Origin of the sequence: Bradyrhizobium sp. WD16, assembly GCF_024181725.1 — a bacterium.
In the GTDB taxonomy this organism is placed as follows: domain Bacteria; phylum Pseudomonadota; class Alphaproteobacteria; order Rhizobiales; family Xanthobacteraceae; genus Bradyrhizobium_A.
The window spans coordinates 2,018,871-2,036,571 of sequence record NZ_CP028908.1 but is presented as its reverse complement, the minus strand read 5'-3'; the positions used below and the strand labels follow the sequence as shown (position 1 = coordinate 2,036,571).

The 17,701-nt window shown below is 66.5% G+C and carries 16 protein-coding genes, 1 tRNA gene and 1 pseudogene; 9 read left to right on the top strand and 9 right to left on the bottom strand.

Annotated elements, in window-relative coordinates; translation table 11 throughout:
* The first annotated feature begins 377 nt into the window (after positions 1–377).
* A complete protein-coding gene (locus DB459_RS09415) occupies positions 378–1,352 on the top strand; it encodes an NADPH:quinone oxidoreductase family protein (RefSeq protein WP_253712592.1) in 975 nt (324 codons plus the stop codon).
* Between the two features lie 100 nt (positions 1,353–1,452).
* Here DB459_RS09415 and DB459_RS09410 read toward each other — a convergent pair whose 3' ends face one another.
* Together DB459_RS09410 and DB459_RS09405 are read right to left on the bottom strand one after the other, a co-directional pair.
* Positions 1,453–1,878 carry a YkvA family protein gene (locus DB459_RS09410; protein ID WP_253712591.1) on the bottom strand — a complete coding sequence of 142 codons (426 nt, stop codon included), beginning with the start codon at positions 1,876–1,878 and terminating at the stop codon, positions 1,453–1,455.
* 110 nt (positions 1,879–1,988) lie between these two features.
* A complete protein-coding gene (locus tag DB459_RS09405) occupies positions 1,989–2,285 on the bottom strand; it encodes a 4a-hydroxytetrahydrobiopterin dehydratase (protein WP_253712590.1) in 297 nt (98 codons plus the stop codon).
* 178 nt (positions 2,286–2,463) lie between these two features.
* Here DB459_RS09405 and DB459_RS09400 point away from each other — a divergent pair, with 178 nt between their 5' ends.
* The 6 genes and pseudogenes from DB459_RS09400 (at position 2,464) to DB459_RS09375 (ending at position 10,846) form a co-directional block, all read left to right on the top strand.
* Positions 2,464–3,894, top strand: coding sequence for a TAXI family TRAP transporter solute-binding subunit (locus tag DB459_RS09400; protein WP_253712589.1), 1,431 nt, complete (start codon positions 2,464–2,466; stop codon positions 3,892–3,894).
* Positions 3,895–4,100: 206 nt separating this feature from the next.
* Positions 4,101–4,313 (top strand): annotated as a pseudogene (locus DB459_RS09395) (radical SAM protein); the annotation flags it as partial.
* Positions 4,314–4,754: 441 nt separating this feature from the next.
* Positions 4,755–6,584 carry a translational GTPase TypA gene (gene typA, locus DB459_RS09390; RefSeq protein ID WP_253712588.1) on the top strand — a complete coding sequence of 610 codons (1,830 nt, stop codon included), beginning with the start codon at positions 4,755–4,757 and terminating at the stop codon, positions 6,582–6,584.
* An 18-nt stretch (positions 6,585–6,602) separates the two neighbouring features.
* Entirely contained in the window at positions 6,603–7,850 is a 1,248-nt protein-coding gene (locus DB459_RS09385) for an NAD(P)/FAD-dependent oxidoreductase (RefSeq protein ID WP_253712587.1), read from the top strand.
* A gap of 900 nt (positions 7,851–8,750) precedes the next feature.
* On the top strand, positions 8,751–9,260 hold the full coding sequence (locus DB459_RS09380; protein WP_253712586.1) for a GNAT family N-acetyltransferase: 510 nt from the start codon (positions 8,751–8,753) through the stop codon (positions 9,258–9,260).
* A gap of 89 nt (positions 9,261–9,349) precedes the next feature.
* Positions 9,350–10,846 (top strand): M20 family peptidase, encoded by a 1,497-nt coding sequence (locus tag DB459_RS09375; protein ID WP_256519326.1) that lies wholly within the window; start codon positions 9,350–9,352, stop codon positions 10,844–10,846.
* A 20-nt stretch (positions 10,847–10,866) separates the two neighbouring features.
* Here DB459_RS09375 and DB459_RS09370 read toward each other — a convergent pair whose 3' ends face one another.
* Genes DB459_RS09370 through DB459_RS09360 form a run of 3 tightly spaced genes read right to left on the bottom strand, consistent with a single transcriptional unit; the run spans position 10,867 to position 12,411 of the window.
* The gene (locus DB459_RS09370; protein WP_253712585.1) at positions 10,867–11,751 is read right to left on the bottom strand and encodes a bifunctional methylenetetrahydrofolate dehydrogenase/methenyltetrahydrofolate cyclohydrolase; all 885 of its coding nucleotides are present in this window, start codon (positions 11,749–11,751) and stop codon (positions 10,867–10,869) included.
* Positions 11,752–11,760: 9 nt separating this feature from the next.
* On the bottom strand, positions 11,761–12,081 hold the full coding sequence (locus DB459_RS09365; RefSeq protein WP_253712584.1) for a DUF167 family protein: 321 nt from the start codon (positions 12,079–12,081) through the stop codon (positions 11,761–11,763).
* Positions 12,082–12,120: 39 nt separating this feature from the next.
* On the bottom strand, positions 12,121–12,411 hold the full coding sequence (locus tag DB459_RS09360) for a YggT family protein (protein ID WP_253712583.1): 291 nt from the start codon (positions 12,409–12,411) through the stop codon (positions 12,121–12,123).
* Between the two features lie 281 nt (positions 12,412–12,692).
* Here DB459_RS09360 and DB459_RS09355 point away from each other — a divergent pair.
* Positions 12,693–12,768: transfer RNA gene (locus DB459_RS09355), tRNA-Ala, on the top strand.
* A 95-nt stretch (positions 12,769–12,863) separates the two neighbouring features.
* Here the strand turns inward: DB459_RS09355 and DB459_RS09350 are convergent.
* The 3 genes from DB459_RS09350 to DB459_RS09340 all read right to left on the bottom strand — a co-directional run bounded on the left by DB459_RS09350 (position 12,864) and on the right by DB459_RS09340 (position 15,171).
* The gene (locus DB459_RS09350; RefSeq protein ID WP_253712582.1) at positions 12,864–13,607 is read right to left on the bottom strand and encodes a glutamine amidotransferase; all 744 of its coding nucleotides are present in this window, start codon (positions 13,605–13,607) and stop codon (positions 12,864–12,866) included.
* Positions 13,608–13,819: 212 nt separating this feature from the next.
* A complete protein-coding gene (locus DB459_RS09345) occupies positions 13,820–14,683 on the bottom strand; it encodes an SDR family oxidoreductase (protein WP_253712581.1) in 864 nt (287 codons plus the stop codon).
* A gap of 8 nt (positions 14,684–14,691) precedes the next feature.
* Positions 14,692–15,171 (bottom strand): TerB family tellurite resistance protein, encoded by a 480-nt coding sequence (locus DB459_RS09340; RefSeq protein WP_253713494.1) that lies wholly within the window; start codon positions 15,169–15,171, stop codon positions 14,692–14,694.
* 362 nt (positions 15,172–15,533) lie between these two features.
* On the opposite strand from DB459_RS09340, the gene DB459_RS09335 reads away from it, so the two are divergent.
* The gene (locus tag DB459_RS09335; RefSeq protein WP_371926901.1) at positions 15,534–16,523 is read left to right on the top strand and encodes a DMT family transporter; all 990 of its coding nucleotides are present in this window, start codon (positions 15,534–15,536) and stop codon (positions 16,521–16,523) included.
* Between the two features lie 23 nt (positions 16,524–16,546).
* Here DB459_RS09335 and DB459_RS09330 read toward each other — a convergent pair whose 3' ends face one another.
* The gene (locus DB459_RS09330) at positions 16,547–17,167 is read right to left on the bottom strand and encodes a trans-aconitate 2-methyltransferase (protein WP_253713492.1); all 621 of its coding nucleotides are present in this window, start codon (positions 17,165–17,167) and stop codon (positions 16,547–16,549) included.
* Positions 17,168–17,701 lie beyond the last annotated feature (534 nt).

Here is a 17,701-nt window from a genome sequence, read left to right as displayed (position 1 = left end):
GCCAGCAGGAAAGCCGTTGCAGAGGCCGACGCGACAGCAGATGTGAAGACAGAAGTGAAGGACACCGCTCCTCTTCGCCACACGCTCGTCATCGCGCCTCGCTTTTCCCCGACGCCGTCCCGATCGAACGGCTGCAAATCAGTCGACGCGCTGGAATAACCGGGAAAGCCCTGTTTGAAAAGCGGCCCGCGCACCCCCCGGGGCGCACGTTGCCGCCACGCCGCGGCACACGATTCGGATTGTCGGCACGCCTCAAATCCGCCATGAAGGGGCCAGCGCGGCGTCTCGTCATTGCCTACCCCCGCGGCGGCGGGCCCCAGCAGGCAATTGCGCGACATAGGCCGCACTTTCGATCCTTCGAGATTCAGGTGCCTGCCATGAAAGCCATTCTGTGCTCGCAATATTGCGGCCCCGACGACCTCGTGCTCGCCGACATTCCCGATCCGGTCGCGGCTGCGGGCGAGATCGTGATCGCCATCAAGGCGGCGGCGCTCAATTTCTTCGACCTGCTGATGATCCAGGGCAAGTACCAGATCAAGCCGCCGTTTCCGTTTTCGCCTGCGGCCGAGGTCGCCGGCATGGTGGAAAGCGTTGGTGCCGGCGTCACCGAATTCAAGCCGGGTGACCGCGTCGTCGCCTCGGTCGGCTATAACGGCGCGCGCGAAAAGATCGCCGTGGCTGCGATGCAGGCGGTGAAGATCCCCGACAATCTCGACTATGACCGCGCCGCCGGCATCATCATCATTTACGGCACCGCGCTGCATGCGCTGGAAGACCGCGCCCGGCCGAAACCGGGCGAAACGCTGGCGGTGCTCGGCGCCGCCGGAGGTACCGGACTAGCCGCCTGCGAGCTCGGCAAATTGATGGGGCTGAAGGTCATTGCCTGCGCCTCGTCCGACGAGAAGCTCGCTTTCGCCAAGGCCCATGGCGCCGAGGTCGGCCTGAACTACGCCAAGGACGATCTCAAGGAAGGGCTGAAGCAGATCACCGGCGGCCGGGGCGTCGACATCGTTTTCGATCCCGTCGGCGGCGCCTATGCCGAGGCGGCGCTGCGCGCGGTCGCCTGGGAAGGCCGCTTCCTGGTCATCGGCTTCGCCGCCGGCGAGATTCCGAAAATCCCGCTCAATCTCGCGCTGCTCAAGGGCTGCGACATTCGCGGCGTGTTCTGGGGCGCCTGGGCGAAACAGAATCCGGATAAAAACCGCGCCAATCTGCAGAAGCTCGTGCAGTGGACCGCCGACGGCAAGATCTCGTCCCACGTCGACCGCACCTTCCCGCTGGCACAGACCGCCGACGCGCTGAATGTGCTGGCCGGCCGCCAGGCCATGGGCAAGGTGATCCTGCGTCCGTGAGGATACGCCGACCCCTCGGCGGCGGCAGGCGTCTTCAGGCCATTGCAGCGCGTGCAGCAAACGGGGGCGCCGGTCGGGCGAACAAGAACCGTATTGCCTGTCAGAGCTGTTGCGCAGCGTCCGACTGGTCCGGCGCAACCCGGCTCGCCTCGCCGCGCAGCTTCGCCAGCGCGGCCCCGGCCGCCTCGCGATGATCCGGACGAATATGGCTCGCCACCAGGCGAATCGCCGTTGCGAGGATCGCTGCGTCATCGGTGAAGCCGAGCACCGGCAACAGATCCGGCACGAAGTCGAACGGCAGAATGAAATAGGCAAGCGCGCCGAGCAGGCTCACCTGCACATGGCGTGGCGTCTGCCGGTCGAAGGCGCAGTAATAGGCCGCAAGCAGATCCTCGGCGAAGGGAATACGCGCGGCCAAGCGCTTCATCTTCGCCCAGAACGCGCGGCGCAGCCGCGGCGGATCTTCGGCGAGACGCCGCGCCGGCTCGAAATCGTCAGCCTGGAAGTCCGTGCTGGCGCCTGACATGCGCAATCAAACCCTCCCGCGACCTGCCCTTCAACGGCGGGACACGTCCTGCCGGGAAAAGTGGGAACAGGACCGCCGCGGCGCAAGGCCGCGATCGAGCCCGCCGCCGCTTATGGCGTGCCGGCGATGCGGTTGATTTCGTGGGCGAGATCGACGTCGAGTTCCGTAAGCCCGCCGGCATCGTGCGTCGAGAGCACCACCTCCACCGTCCGATAGACGTTGCGCCATTCCGGATGGTGATCGAGCTTCTCGGCGGCGAGGGCAACGCGCGTCATGAAGCCGAAGGCCTCGCTGAAATCGGTAAAGATACAAGTCCGCGTGATCGCGTCGCGGCCGGTCGCCTCGGACCAGCCGGACAGCGTCGCCAGCGCCTTGGCCCGAGCCTCACCCGTCAATCGTGTCCGCATGGGAACCTCCCGTTATCTCAAGAATTTAACATCTCGATGCCGTCCCGATCCAAGTCGCCCCAACGGGACTGGCCAAACCATCATCCGGTTCCGGGGGCTCCTCGCTAACCATGACGGAACCGTCACGTGCCCCAAATCTCAGATTTGCTATAGTTCTACATTCAACTGGGCGCCCCAAATGAATCCAAGGCTCCGCCAATTGTTCTCGCGTTCGCTGGCCTCGGGCGCGCCGGCCGAAGGCGAATCCGTTCCGCTCCGCGCCAAACGCCCGCCGAAGGGCGCCGGCATCTTCATGCCGCTGGCGGTCGCGCTGGCCGTTGTGCTGGTCGTGGTCGGGCTCATCTATGTCGAAATGCGCCCGGTGACACTGCGCATTGCCGTCGGCCCGGCCAACAGTGAAGACGTCAAGGTCATCCAGGCGATCGCCCACGCCTTCGCCCGCGAGCGCGGCTACATCCGGCTACGCACCATCGTCACCGACGGCGCCAAGGCGAGTGCAGCCGCGCTCGATGACAAGAGCGTCGATCTTGCCGTGATCCGCGGCGATCTCGACGTGCCGAAGGAGGCCGCCAGCGTCGCCGTGCTGCGCAAGAACCTCGTTGTGATCTGGGTGCCGCCGGGACCGAAGGGTAAGAAGGTCAAGAACCCGATCAAGAGCATCCAGAATCTCGCCGGCCGCCGCATCGGCGTGATCGGGCGGACACCAGCCAATGTCAGGATGCTCAATATCGTGCTGCGGCAATACGGCGTCGATCCGGCCAAGGTCGAGGTCGTGCAGTTCTCGACCAGCGAAGTCGGCGAGGCGACGCGCGGCCAGAAGGTCGATGCCTTCCTCGCCGCCGGGCCGCTCAACAGCAGGATCACCGCCGATGCAATCTCCGCCTCGCTGCGTGAGGGCGGCGAGCCGACGTTCCTGACGATCGATGCCGCCGATGCCATCGCGCAGAATTTCCCGGCCTACGACGCCGCCGAGATTACGGCCGGATCGCTGGGCGGCGTGCCGCCACGCCCCGACGACGACATCAAGACCATCAGCTTCGCACACGACATCGTAGTGCGCAAAAGCCTGTCGGACACGACCGTGGCGACACTCGCCCGGCAGCTCTTCGCCGTGCGGCAGAACGTGATGAGCGAGATGCCGGCGGCAGCCAAGATCGAGACGCCCGACACCGACAAGGACGCCGACATCCCGGCCCATCCGGGCGCCGCCGCCTATGTCGACGGCGAAGAGAAGACCTTCCTCGACCGCTACAGCGACTTCATCTGGTGGGGCATCATGGGACTGTCGGCCATGGGCTCGGCGGGCGCCTGGTTCGCCGGCTATTTGCGGCGAGACGAGCGGCAGAACAGCTCGTCCCTGCGCGTCCGGCTGCTGGAGATGCTGACGACCGCCCGGCGGGCGAGCAGCCACGAAGAACTCGACGAGATGCAGTCCGAGGCCGACGAGATCCTCAAGGAAACGCTGCATGCCTACGAGGACGGCGCGATCGACGAAGGCGGACTGACCGCCTTTAATATCGCCCTCGACCAGTTCCACGCCGCGGTCGCCGACCGCCGCAGCATGCTGATGGCCTTACCGCCGCGACCGTCCATGCAATTGCGGGCGTGAGGGAAGGCGATTCTGCCAAGGCATGACCATCAGCTGCCGCCTTCTGCCGGGTGCAGTTCTTCCGCCACGCCAGAACCGACGGATCGAGCGGCAAGCGAACGGCTAATGCAGCGTCTCGCAATTGCCTACAGGGGCTTGCCGCTACGTTCGTAGAAGCGCCTGCTGCAAAGGAATACGAACGTTGGAAACGGGACACTACGCGGCGCCCGAGGGGCCTCGCTTACGAGAACGCCTTCCGCGTCACGATCGTGCAGTTTCTCGACCGCTTCAATTTCTGCGTCGGCAACGTCAAGCGCTCCTGCATCCATTTCGTCACGCCCGAAGGACAGATCATTCCATTCGACCCCTACAACCTGTTTTACCGGGACGGCCGCATCCATGAGATCCGGGCCCGCCTGCAGGAGGAACTCCAGCCATGACGGCCCCCCGGAACCCCGCCACCGTCAGGGGTGCCGGAGCGGCGCAGCGGCGGCGGCCTGGTCGCCCTCATGGCCGTCGTCGGCGTCATTCTGACCATGTTTGCGGTCACATTCGCCATCGGCGCCCTTGGAATCTGGCTGATCCGGGCGGCTTTCCGGCCTCCGGGCCGCTGACGAGGGCCGGACGGGCCGATTTGAGACCACAGGCGCCCTCGCGCGACGTTCGTCAAAATCGGCCCTTCGAGCACCCCGCAGCCGTTGTTTTTCGGCGATTTGCCACTATATTGCGGCGCAACGCGTGAGAGTGCCCGGTTTGGACAGAGCCGGGCACCGCCTTTTTTCGGGCGACCTGCCGGCCCTTAAGGGACCGGCCCACCGGATCGCCTCCGACAGCTGTCGGCTCACGCCCCGCGATCCTCGAGCTGGAAGAACCGAACGCCCATGAGTTTGCGCAACGTCGCTATCATTGCCCACGTCGACCACGGCAAGACCACCCTCGTCGACAAGCTGCTGCAGCAGTCCGGCACCTTCCGCGAGAACCAGAAGGTCACCGAACGCGCCATGGACTCCAACGACCTGGAGCGTGAGCGCGGCATCACCATTCTCGCCAAGGCGGCGTCGGTGCAGTGGAAGGACATCCGCATCAATATCGTCGACACCCCCGGCCACGCCGATTTCGGCGGCGAGGTGGAACGCATCCTCAACATGGTGGACGGCGCCCTGGTGCTGGTCGACGCCGCCGAAGGCCCGCTGCCTCAGACCAAATTCGTGGTGTCCAAGGCGCTGAAGGTCGGGTTGAAGCCGATCGTCGTCATCAACAAGGTCGACCGGCCCGACGCCAGGCCGAGCGAAGTCATCAACGAGGTGTTCGACCTGTTCGCGGCGCTCGACGCCACCGAGGAGCAGCTCGACTTCCCGATCCTCTACGGTTCGGCCAAGCAGGGCTGGATGGCCGAAAGCTACGAGGGTCCGAAGGACCTCGGCATGCAGCCGCTGTTCGACCTGATCGTGCGCCACGTACCGCCGCCGACCGTGGAGGAGGGCCCGTTCCGGATGATCGGCACCATCCTCGAGGCCAACCCGTATCTCGGCCGCATCATCACCGGCCGCATCAGCTCGGGTACGCTCAAGCCCAACCAGACAGTCAAGGTGCTCAGCGGCGACGGCAAGGTCGTGGAGCAGGGGCGCGTCTCCAAGATTCTCGCCTTCCGCGGCCTGGAACGGGTGCCGCTCGACGAAGCCGAGGCCGGTGACATCGTCGCCATCGCCGGGCTGACCAAGGGCACCGTCGCCGACACCTTCTGCGATCCGCTCGTCGAGCAGCCGCTCAAGGCCCAGCCGATCGATCCGCCGACAGTCTCCATGTCCTTCATCGTCAACAACTCGCCGCTGGCGGGCACCGAAGGCGACAAGGTGACGAGCCGCATGATCCGCGACCGCCTGCTGCGTGAGGCCGAGGGCAATGTGGCGCTGCGGGTGGTCGAATCCGCCGAGAAGGACGCCATGGAGGTGTCCGGTCGCGGCGAATTGCAGCTCGCGATCCTGATCGAAACCATGCGCCGCGAGGGCTTCGAGCTGTCGGTGTCGCGGCCGCGCGTGGTGCTGAAGAAGGACGAGGCCACCGGCCAGTGGCAGGAGCCCATCGAAGAGGTCGTCATCGACGTCGACGAGGAGCATTCCGGCGTCGTCGTGCAGAAGATGAGCGAGCGCAAGGCCGAGATGATCGAGATGCGCCCGTCCGGCGGCAACCGGCTGCGCCTCGTGTTCTATGCTCCGACCCGCGGCCTGATCGGCTATCAGGGCGAACTGCTCACCGATACCCGCGGCACCGCCATCATGAACCGGCTGTTCCACGGCTACGCTTCCTACAAGGGCGAGATCGCCGGCCGCCGCAACGGCGTGCTGATCTCCAACGACCAGGGCGAGGCGGTGGCCTATGCCATGTTCAAGCTCGAGGACCGCGGCCCGATGATGATCGAGCCGGGCTGGAAGGTCTATCGCGGCATGATCGTCGGCGAGCACACCCGCGACAACGACCTCGAGATCAACGTGCTCAAGGGCAAGCAGCTCACCAACATTCGCACCACCTCCAAGGACGAGGCGGTGCGGCTGACGCCGCCGATCAGGATGACGCTGGAAAAGGCGCTGGCCTATATTGAGGACGACGAACTCGTCGAGGTGACGCCGAAGTCGATCCGGCTGCGCAAGAAGCTGCTCGATCCCACCGAGCGCAAGCGCGCCGAGAAGTCGAAGGAAGTCCTGGTCGGCTGATCCCATCGAGGCGCTGCCGTGACGTTGCCGCAACATGTCGACATCGCGATCATCGGTGCCGGCGCGGCCGGCATCGGCGCGGCGCGCACGGTGCAGGCGGCAGGCCGTTCAACTCTGCTGATCGAGGCGCGCGAGCGTCTCGGCGGCCGGAGCTGGACGGTGACACTCGAGGGCGGCATTCCGTTCGACGTCGGTTGCGAGTGGCTGCATTCGGCCGACCGCAACTCCCTGGTCCCGATCGCCCACCAGCTCGGCTTCGTCGTCGATACCAGCCGGCCGCGCTGGCGCGAGCAGACCTTCAATGTCGGCTTTCCGGCCGACGAGCGCGCCGCCTTCAGGGCGGCCATCGAAGCCTTCTACGCCCGGGCCGAGATCGCCTCCGGCGCGGACGAGGACGCGCCGGCAAGCCGCTGGCTCGAGCCCGGCAACCGCTGGAATCCGCTGATCGACGCGATTTCCACCTACATCAACGGCTGCGAGCTCCATGCCGTGTCGGTCCACGACATGGACGCGTATGAGGAAACCGACTTCAACTGGCGGATAAAACACGGTCTCGGCGCGCTGATCGCCGCCTATGGAGCACCTTGTCCAGCGGCTCTCGGCACCGTGGCGTCCGTCATCGACCACGCCGGGCCACGAATCACGATCGAGACCTCGCGCGGCACGCTGACCGCCGAGCGCGTGATCGTCACCATTCCCACCGATCTCCTCGCCGCCGAGGCCGTTCGGTTTTCGCCGTCGCTGCCGGACAAAGTCGCGGCCGCGGCCGGCCTGCCCCTCGGCCTCGCCGACAAGGTGATGCTGGCGGTGACGAGCCATCTCGATGACCTGCCGCCGGACGGCCACCTCTACGGCGCCACCGACCGGGCCGGCGTCGGCAGTTTTCACCTGCGGCCGCTCGGGCTGCCGTGCATCTCCGGCTTCTTCGGCGGCAGCCATGCGCGGCAACTCGCAGACGCCGGCGAGGGCGCGCTGGCAGCCCAGGCGATCGACGAGGTCGTCGCCCTGCTCGGTTCGGACTGGCGCAGGCGGCTCAGGCCGCTCACGGCCTCGCGCTGGTCGCACGATCCTTTCGCCCGCGGCTCCTACTCCCACGCGCTGCCTAGCCATGCCGGCGACCGCGCCATCCTCGCCGCGCCGGTGAATGACCGGCTGTTCTTCGCCGGCGAAGCGACCTCGCCCAACTTCTTCACCACCGCCCATGGCGCCCGCGATTCCGGTGAGCGTGCCGCGCGCGAGGCACTGGCGAGTTTCAGCCGTCGCTGACTGGCGACGGGTCATCGCCGCCCCTGCCGCGTGCGCGCGGGAGTGGAGCTGCGCCGAGCGCAAGGTCAAGGGCAGCGTCGTGCTCGGTCCGGCCGCCGAGGTCAGCGAGACCATGCCCCTCCACGGCGGTCGCAGGGAGAAGGTGGAAGTCCACCTGACCGCCGCCGGCGTGAAAGCTCGCCGCCAGCCGCTGCGAAAACCCCGGCGGAGAATAGCTGTCATTGGCCGCCACCAGCCAGGTCGCAGCAGCGCGCGACGCGCCCGAATGTGGCGGCCACGGACATCAACCGCTCTTCGGCGCAGACCTGTCGTGGCCGGTCGCCGGCGGCGGTGGCGCGGCCCTGGTCTTCGAGACAGTGCCCTCCGGTCACGCCATGCGCCGGCCGCTCCGGCACCAACACCGCAACGCCGAGGGCCACCAGAGCGCCGACAGCTGCGGATGATCCGGCTGCGGCAGTTCGGCGCGGCGCAGCGGGCTTTGGACCGAGGCATGGGCGATCACGGCGAGGGGAATCGGACCCGCGCCCGGGGGGGGGGGCGAAAGAGCACGGCTCGCGCTGCCATGACGGGGGCGGGCACGGGAATCGCCCAGGCCTGACGGCGGTCCGGCGCCGATTCGGTACCCTGCGGGCCGAATCGCACCGCCTCCTCGGCACCCGCGACGCAACCCTGTACGCCAAGCAGGACGCCGCAGAGGGCGAGCACGATGCCGATTCTGGTCACGAAACGCGCCTCCATCCCGGCAATTATGGCGCGCGGCTGCACAACACCGCGAGCGCGCCGCCGCAAACGTCCCGTTTCGGCACAAATCGCTGCCTGCATGATGCAGGAAATCCACATCTTAACTGATAATTAATGATGGACCTTGAAGGCGACCCGGCGACTTGCTTTGATTGCATCATGAGCACGGTCCTCATCGAAGTCAGGCATGCCAAGATCTCCGACGCTACCGCGGTGGCATCGACGCATGATGAAGCGTGGCGGTCTGCCTATCAGGGCATCATCCCGGGCGCCGAGCTGGAAAAGCTGATCAATCGTCGCGGCCCGCAGTGGTGGGATAGCGCAATTCGCAAGGGAAGCCGCGTCAGCGTGCTGGCTTTCGGCGATCAAATTGCCGGCTATGCCAATTACGGCCGCAACCGCGCCCGCAGCCTGCAGTTCGAGGGCGAGATCTACGAACTATATCTCCGCCCCGAGTTTCAAGGCCTTGGTTTCGGCCGACGGCTGTTCACCGCGGCCCGGCGCGACTTGGTGCAGAGCGGCCTCAAGAGCATGGTGATCTGGGCCCTGACGGACAACGAGCCGGCCGTGGATTTCTATCGCGCCCTGGGCGGCCGCATGGTGGCCCGCTCCTCCGAACAATTCGGCGCCAAGACTCTCGACAAGGTTGCATTCGCCTGGAACGCGTGATCCGCACACGCCGCTGGCGTATAAACCTCAGGCGTGGACAACCCTGAGGCGAACCTGATGCGGCGCCTTGCAAGAAGCTGCGGCGCGGGATGACGAGCTTCGGAAAGCATGCACTCGGCGCCTTCTTGCGCACCGCGCTGATGGTGCTGCTGGCGGTCGTGGTCGCCACGGCGGCCATTCTCACCTACAATACGGTGCGACTGACCTCGCGTCAGATCACGGTGGCGCCTCTAACGCCTGTCGACATCGACAAAGTCAAGGCCGCCGAACGTCTCGCCGCCGCGGTCCGCTTCAAGACCATCTCCGACGCCGCCAAGCCCAAACAGAATGCCGAAGCCTTCGCCGGCTTGCGCAGCTATATCCAGGCGAACTTTCCCGCCTTCCACGCCGCCGCGAAACGCGAGGTCATCGGCGACGGCGCGCTGCTCTATACCTGGGAGGGTAGCGATCCCAGGGCCGCCCCCATCGCCTTGCTCGCCCATCAGGACGTGGTGCCGATCGCGCCGGGCACCGAGGATGACTGGCAAGCACCGCCATTCGCCGGCGTCGTTCGCGACGGCTTCATCTGGGGCCGCGGCGCCTGGGACGACAAGGCAAGCCTGTTTGCGATTCTCGAGGCTGCCGAACTCCTGGCGAAGGAGGGCTTCAAGCCGCGCCAGACGGTCTATTTCGGCTTCGGCCAGGACGAAGAGGTCAGCGGCGAGCGCGGCGCGGCGGCGATCGCCGCGACGCTCGCGGAGCGCGGCATCAAGCTCGACTTCGTGCTGGACGAAGGCCTCCTCATCCTCAACGGCGTGATCAACGGCCTGAGCCGGCCGGCGGCCCTGATCGGGGTCGCCGAAAAGGGCTATGTCAGCCTCGAATTCAAGGCCACCGCCACCGGCGGCCACGCTTCGCTGCCGTCACATGACACCGCCATCGGCATGCTCGCCATGGCACTCGCCCGGCTCGAGCAGAACCCGATGCCGCGGCAATTGCGCCGCCCGACGCTGGAGATGTTCGACGTGCTGGCACCGGAAATGAACCTCGCCAGCCGCGTGGTGCTCTCCAACCTCTGGCTGTTCAAGCCGCTGGTGCTGCACAGCCTCGCCTCGGCCCCCACCACCGACGCGGCGATCCACACCACCGCAGCGCCGACCACCTTCCACGCCGGCCGCCAAGACAACGTGCTGCCGGCCTATGCCACCGCCACAGTGAATTTCCGCCTGCTGCCCGGCGACACCCGGCAGACCATGCTGGCCGAGGTTCGCCGCGCTATCCGCAACGACCGCATCGCCATATCAGCCCTGCCCGGCAGCAGCGATCCGCCGCCGATCACCGGCACCGCGAGCTTCGCCTATCGTGCGCTCAACCAGACAATCCGCGAGGTGTTTCCCGACGTCGTGGTGGCGCCGGGACTGATGGTCGCGACCACGGATTCGCGCCACTACACCGCAATCACGGACAAGATCTTCCGCTTCCAGCCGGTGCGCGCCACGACGGTCGACCTGAGCCGCCTCCATGGCACCAACGAGCGCCTGTCCGTGGACAATTACGCCGACATGATCCGCTTCTATCGCCGGCTGCTGCAGAACACCGCGTCGTGAGACAGGCGCGAGATGCCTTCTCAGACCGCAGGCTTGGGCAGGCCACGGATGGCGCAGGCGGCGCGCAACGTGTTGACGAGGAGGCAGGCGACCGTCATCTGGCCGACCCCACCCGGCACCGGCGTCACCGCACCGGCAACTTTCAACGCTTCCTCATAGGCGACGTCGCCGACGAGCCGCGTCTTGCCGTCAGCGGTCGGCAGGCGGTTGATGCCGACATCGATCACCGTGGCGCCCGGCTTGATCCAGTCGCCCCGCACCATTTCCGGCCGGCCCACCGCCGCGTAGACAAGGTCGGCCTGACGGCACAGCCCCGGCAAATCCACCGTGCGCGAATGGGCGATGGTCACCGTGGCGTTCTCGTTGAGCAGGAGCTGCACCAGCGGCCGGCCGACGAGATTGGAGCGGCCGACGATGAGAGCATTGAGCCCGCTGAGCGAGGACCGCACCGTCTTGGTGAGAATGATGCAGCCGAGCGGCGTGCAAGGCGTCAGCGCATCGAAGCCGCTGGCGAGGCGCCCGGCATTGACCGGATTGAGGCCGTCGACATCCTTGGCGGGATCGATCGCCGCGATCACCTTCTGGCTGTCGAGCCCCTTCGGCAGGGGCAATTGCACCAGGATGCCGTGCACCGAAGGATCGGCATTGAGCCTGCCGACCAGCGCCAGCAGGTCGACCTCGGCGACATCCGCCGGCAGCCTGTGCTCGAATGAGACCATGCCGGCGGCACGGGTCTGCTTGGCCTTGCTGCCGACATAGACCTCGCTTGCCGGATCATTGCCGACCAGCACCACCGCGAGCCCGGGAACGAGATCATGCTCGCGCCCCACGCGCGCCACTTCCGCGGCGACGCGCGCGCGCAGGTCAGCCGCGATGATCTTGCCGTCGATGATGGTTGCCGTCATGGCTTCTCCTCAGTGATCTTGACCGCACAGCCGCGCCAGCGCCTCGGCGAGGGCCGCGGCATCGCCGCGTAGCGCGATCTGCTTCAGCCGGGCGGTGGCGCCGGATTTCACGCTGACGTCGGCGCGGCGCAGCTTCAGGGCGCCGGCCAGCAACGCGACCACCGCCTCGTTGGCAGCACCTTCGTCGGGCGCGGCGCGGACCCGCAGCTTGAGCACCTTGCGGCCGTCCGAGAGCGCCTCAACGCCTTCGATGGCATCCCGACCGCCGCGCGGCGTCACCCGCACCGCGACCATCAGACCATCTGCGGCCGGACGCCAGGCGGTGGTCATTGCAGAACCCCACGCCGCATCGGCGGAGAATACATCGGCTTAGAACACGTTGGGATAGACGTAATAGGTGATCACCCGCTGGATCAGCATGATGATCAGGATGAGGATGATCGGCGAGATATCGAGCCCGCCGAGATCGGGCAGCACATTGCGGATCGGGCGCAATACCGGTTCGGTGATCCGGTACAGGAACTCGGCGACCGTCGAGACGAATTGGTTGCGCGTATTCACAACGTTGAAGGCGATCAGCCAGGACAGGATGGCCGAGGCGATCAGCAGCCACACATAGAGGTCGAGAACGATCAGGATGATATCGAGGATTGCGCGCATGTCAGGTCGGGCTCGCGGTCCGGACGCGGGAGGGGCTCGATCTCCGGGAGCCGCGAGGGAACCGGAAATGGCGCCCGTCCGGTGGGCGCGGCGGCAAATTACCGGTTCGCCCCGTGAGGAACAAGGGACGACCGGGGCAAAATACCTTTCAGAAACAGCCCGCTGTTTCAAATTCGAGCCGGCTTCCGCGCAACGGTCGCCGGCCGGACCTTCTTGTTGACTTGCGAAGGGGTGCGATTGTAAATGGCGCGCCTGTCGGCGCTTTTGCGCCGGAACAGCGGGGGGCCGTAGCTCAGCTGGGAGAGCGCCTCGTTCGCAATGAGGAGGTCAGGGGTTCGATTCCCCTCGGCTCCACCACCCCGCTCCCGTTTCGCTGCTTTTAGACTCTGCCCGCAGATTTGTAATCCAGCGCGCCAGCCGCCGACGCGGCGGGCGTGGCCGCGCCGCTGCGGCTATTCGGCGGCTTCAAGCAGCACCGGCTCCGAAGGAGCCGGCCGGCAATCGCCGGCGAACCATTGGTGCAGGAAGGCGCCAAACCAGGCGCGCTCGGCGAGGTCGTGCACCGCTCGGGCGGCAAAGTGGTCGGCCCGCGCGCGGGCACCCGGCGCCGCCATGCGCTCGCCACCGCCGGTCGTCCAGCGGTACATCATCGCCATCGTGACATCGGGATGAAACTGGACGCCGAAACAACTGCCGGTACGGAAAGCCTGGTTGGGAAACGCCTCGCCCTCCGCCAGCAACTCGCATCCCGCCGGCAGATCGAAGCCCTCGCCATGCCAGTGATAGACTTCATCCGGCCACGACGGCACCACGCGACGGCCCGCGGCGGTCGGCCGGATCGGGTAATAGCCGACTTCGACGTGGCCTTCGGGATGTGGCGCAACGCGCGCGCCGAGTTGGCGCGCCAGCATCTGGGCGCCGAGGCAGATGCCGAGGAAGGGGCGGCCTTCCTTCAGTGGGACGGCGATCCAATCGATCTCGCGGCGGATATAGTCCGCTTCGTCATTGGCGCTCATCGGGCCGCCGAAGATGATCGCGCCGGAATGGCCGGCCAGCGTCGTCGGCAGAGCGTCGCCGAAGCGCGGCCTGCGGATGTCCAGGGCGAAGCCGAGGGCACGCAAGGCGTTGCCGACCCGGCCGGGCGACGAACATTCCTGGTGCAGAATGATGAGGACCGGTAGGGCAGCGGCCGGCATCGGCGGGAGCTGCAGGGCGCGCGCCTGCGAACGGGAAGGCTGCAAACAGGAAGGCTGTAAACGGGTGGCCTGTGACGACATCGTTTCGCGACAATCAACCCCGGGAAGTCAGAGTAGTAGCGAATTCATTAACGAAACCGGAACAGATTTATTGGGCAAATGCTGCCCGCAAATGAGGCGATGGCCATCGATGTCGCGAGATGATCGGCCGCTCAGCGCTTGGTCTGGACCCGATGGGCCGCCGACAGCACCAGGCGTCGCGGCGCCAATCTCAAGAGCAGCGGAATGAGCCGCATGGCCAAGCCGGGCAGAACGACGCGCCGACCGGCCATCAGCCCGCGATAGCCGGCCATGGCCACCGCATAAGGGGGAATGTTGAGCAGGCGAGAATCGAAGCCAGGCTCAACCCCGGCGCGAAGCTGGAATTCTGTCGGCACCGGTCCCGGACACAGCGCGGTGACCCGCACACCCTTGGACCGCAGCTCCTGGTGCAAGGCTTCGGTGAAGGACAGCACATAGGCCTTGGTCGCATAATAGACCGCCATGCGCGGCCCCGGCAGATAGCTGGCGATGGAGGCGACGTTGAGAATGCCGCCCTTGCAGCGAATGACGCTGTCGGCGAAGCGTAGCGTCAGATCGGTGATGGCCCGCACGTTGAGATCGACCATGCCGAGCTGTTCGGCGCGATCCAGCTCCACCGCCTCGCCCATCAAGCCGAAGCCGGCATTGTTGACGACGTATTCGACCTCGACCTTCTCCGCGGCAAGGGTATCGGCAATGAGGTCGCAAGCATCGCTGCGCCCGAGATCGCAGATGATGGTGAGCGGCTTCGGGCCGCCCGCCTTGGTGATTTCCTCGGCGAGGGCATTCAGTCGGTCACCGCGTCGCGCCACCAGGGCCAACCGGTGCCCGTCCGCGGCGAAGATCCGCGCCAGTTCGGCGCCAATTCCAGCGGAGGCGCCGGTGAGCAGGGTCACCCGTTCGGCGACCGCCTGGGTCGATGCAGCCGCGCCGCAGACCGGCGCGACCTCGCCGGGCCGCGGCGACAGCAGCGCCTGATCGAGCATCTGGTTCATGGCCTGACTCACGAGGCGGCGTCGGTGGCGGTCATGCGCCCCTCAACGAGGTGCTTGAGATTGATCCGGTCGCGCGAGGAGATGCCGAGCAGGTCGGCAGCTCGCCAGACGACGTTATCCTCGAATTCGCTGGCGTGACCATCGGCAAAAACCAGCTCCCACATCATCTCGATGATTCGCAATCGCCCAACCTCGTCGACCGAACGCATGATTACGCTGGTGAAATGATAGAGGTCGACGGCCTCGCCCTCCACCACCATGGCGTCGCGGATCAAGCGGTCCGCAGTTCCCGGATCGAGATGGAAGCGATTTTCCAGCAGTTTGTGAAGCTTATCTTTCGTATTTTCGGACGGCGCGCCGTCGAGCGAAATGACGTGGATCAGCAGCGCGGTGGCCGCTAGGCGGTGATCGCTTTCGTCGAAATGACGTTCTCCCCGCCCATCGGGCACGATCACGTCCGCAATGAACTGGCGCAATTTATCAAGCATCGCATCGACCATCTGGCCCGCGGCCGCGGGCACCCTCGCAGCGTAAAAAAGCAGCACGAACCGTGCCAGCACGGAGGCTCCGTTCTATGGCGTGAAAGGGCTCGCCATGCAATTGGGAACCGGAACCAGTGCGGTCAGTCGCTGCGCCGCAGCGTCAGCATAGCGCACTGAAGACGTTGGGCTTGTTACAATTGGGTAATGGATCAGCCGGATTCGGACGGACGGCCTGCTGCAGCCACGCGATGGCGACATGGCTGCCCCCAGCCGCGCTGGTTTTCGTTGCCCGGCCCGCGCCGGCATGGGACAGGCCTTGGCTGATCCCCGCGAATCGCAATTCACGCCGCGGGGGGCCGGACCCCGCCGTGAAGCCATCGCCCGCCCCACAACAGCCAAGCCCCGCCGCCCCCTTCATCGAATCCGACCTCGAGGCGATCGAGGCCGCGCACCTGCGCCGCGCCGCTTACGATCGACCGCTGCGCGGCATCCTGCTGGTGATCGCCTCCACCATCTTCCTGGCAAGTTCCGACACCATGGCCAAGTACCTCGCGGTCCGCCTGCCGGCGATCGAGATCGGCTGGCTGCGCTATGTCGTTTTCGTCCTGATCATGGCCCCGGGCGTAATCGCCGCTCATCCCCGCAAGGCGCTGCGCACCGACCACGCGTTGGCGCAGATCGTCCGCGGCGCCACGCTGGTCGGCTCGTCGCTGCTGTTCGTCACGGCCCTGCGCTTCCTGCCCATTGCGGAAGCCACAACCACCAGTTTCGTCTCGCCTATTTTCGTCACCGTGCTGTCGATCATCTTTCTTTCCGAGCGCGTCGGCATGCGCCGTTGGCTCGCCACCCTCACCGGGCTGATCGGCGTCATCATCGTGGTGCGGCCGGGTACCAGCGCCTTCCATCCCGCGGCGCTGCTCGCGGTGAGCTCCGCCTTGTGCTGGGCCTGCTCGCTGGTGGTGACGCGCAACATCGCCGGCCGCGACCCTTCCGTGACCACCATGGCCTGGTCGGCGCTGGTCGGCTTCGTCGCGCTGTCGGTGCTCTCGCCCTTCGTCTGGATCACGCCGACCTGGACGGAGGTCGCTATCGGCGCCGGCATCGGCATTGCCGCGACCTCGGGCCACTGGCTGGTGGTGCTGGCCTATCGCTGGGGCGATGCGTCCGCGCTGGCGCCGTTCAGCTACACCCAGGCGATCTGGGCGACGCTGTTCGGCTACCTCGTCTTCGGCGACGTGCCGGACGCCTGGACGTTCGTGGGCGCGGCGGTAATCGTCGCCAGCGGTCTCTACACCGCCCATCGCGAACGAATGCGGCGCGCGGCGCTGGTGCCGCGGATGGCCCGGCAATCGTCGTGATGTCGACGACCCGCCGCCGGCGGTCAGCCGCGGAGGAAGGTGCTGAACTGGAAGCTCTGCACTGACGCCCAGGGCGTGACGTGCTCGTGGCGACGGCTGTCGATCAGCGTGAAGCCCGAGCCGAGCAGCGCGGCGATGCTGCCGGCGCTGTGCCGGACCACCGGCAAGCCGCTGCACTTCTCCGGTCCGTCGAGCGCGAAGGTGCCAATGATGGCATGGCCGCCTGGCTTAAGGGCACTCCGCAGCCGCTCCATGTAGACCGCCTGGTCCTCGCGGGCGGTGAGAAAATGAAAGGCGGCGCGGTCGTGCCAGATGTCGTAGCTCGCTTGCGGCTGCCAGGCGGTGACGTCGGCGGCGATCCAGTCGACCCGCGCGGCACGCTGGCCCAGCCTCTGGCGTGCACTCGCCAGCGCCGCTTCGGAGAGATCGAGCACGGTAAGGTTCTCGAAGCCGCGCGCCAGCAGCGCATCGACAAGCCGCGACGCGCCGCCGCCGACGTCGATGATGGCCGAGGACGGTCCGGCGCCGGTCAGCGCGATCAGCGACAGCGAGGGTTCGGGACTGTCCTGAAACCAGCTGACCTCCTGCTCGCCCTTGCTGGAATAGACCGCCTCCCAATGCCCCCGTCGGCTCGGATCCGTCATCTCACACTCCAGACTTGAGCTGGCACCAGCTGGCGCCGCCGCCTGGCGGTGGAGGCGCAGTCCGACGTCCCGCGCCGCCAGCGTCAGGACGAGGAAGAATAGCACGGTGCTGACGAACCCATAACGGTAGTCGGCGGCATTGATCAGCGGCAGCAGGAGAAGCTGGTAGACGATCGCAAGGGTAAGATAAACGCGCCATTCCGGCCGCCCCTCGCCGAGCTTGAAGCGCCAGAGGGCGAGGAGCAGCAGCGGCGCGCCGAGCAGCGGGAGCCAGTGCGCGAACAGGACCGGCGGCACCGCCCAGAGATAGGCGTTGACGAATTCGTGCAGGCGCGGCCAGAAGAGGTGGATCTCGTCGTTTGCGTCGATACGTGGATGAAAGCCCCAGTAGCCGCGCAGATAGGGCGCAACGACGCCAGCGCGGGTCTCGAGATAGGCGAGCGGATGAGCGAGGATCGCGCCGATCCAGCGACGCCGGACCTCGGCGAGATCGTCGCCGCGGACGAACCTGATCGTCTCGCTGTGGGGCTTGTC

Coding starts and splice junctions, on each gene's coding strand:
- DB459_RS09415 (WP_253712592.1), top strand. CDS start 378: ATGAAAGCCATTCTGTGCTCGCAATATTGCGGCCCCGACGACCTCGTG.
- DB459_RS09410 (WP_253712591.1), bottom strand. CDS start 1,878: ATGTCAGGCGCCAGCACGGACTTCCAGGCTGACGATTTCGAGCCGGCG.
- DB459_RS09405 (WP_253712590.1), bottom strand. CDS start 2,285: ATGCGGACACGATTGACGGGTGAGGCTCGGGCCAAGGCGCTGGCGACG.
- DB459_RS09400 (WP_253712589.1), top strand. CDS start 2,464: ATGAATCCAAGGCTCCGCCAATTGTTCTCGCGTTCGCTGGCCTCGGGC.
- typA (WP_253712588.1), top strand. CDS start 4,755: ATGAGTTTGCGCAACGTCGCTATCATTGCCCACGTCGACCACGGCAAG.
- DB459_RS09380 (WP_253712586.1), top strand. CDS start 8,751: ATGAGCACGGTCCTCATCGAAGTCAGGCATGCCAAGATCTCCGACGCT.
- DB459_RS09375 (WP_256519326.1), top strand. CDS start 9,350: ATGACGAGCTTCGGAAAGCATGCACTCGGCGCCTTCTTGCGCACCGCG.
- DB459_RS09370 (WP_253712585.1), bottom strand. CDS start 11,751: ATGACGGCAACCATCATCGACGGCAAGATCATCGCGGCTGACCTGCGC.
- DB459_RS09365 (WP_253712584.1), bottom strand. CDS start 12,081: ATGACCACCGCCTGGCGTCCGGCCGCAGATGGTCTGATGGTCGCGGTG.
- DB459_RS09360 (WP_253712583.1), bottom strand. CDS start 12,411: ATGCGCGCAATCCTCGATATCATCCTGATCGTTCTCGACCTCTATGTG.
- DB459_RS09350 (WP_253712582.1), bottom strand. CDS start 13,607: ATGCCGGCCGCTGCCCTACCGGTCCTCATCATTCTGCACCAGGAATGT.
- DB459_RS09345 (WP_253712581.1), bottom strand. CDS start 14,683: ATGAACCAGATGCTCGATCAGGCGCTGCTGTCGCCGCGGCCCGGCGAG.
- DB459_RS09340 (WP_253713494.1), bottom strand. CDS start 15,171: ATGCTTGATAAATTGCGCCAGTTCATTGCGGACGTGATCGTGCCCGAT.
- DB459_RS09330 (WP_253713492.1), bottom strand. CDS start 17,167: ATGACGGATCCGAGCCGACGGGGGCATTGGGAGGCGGTCTATTCCAGC.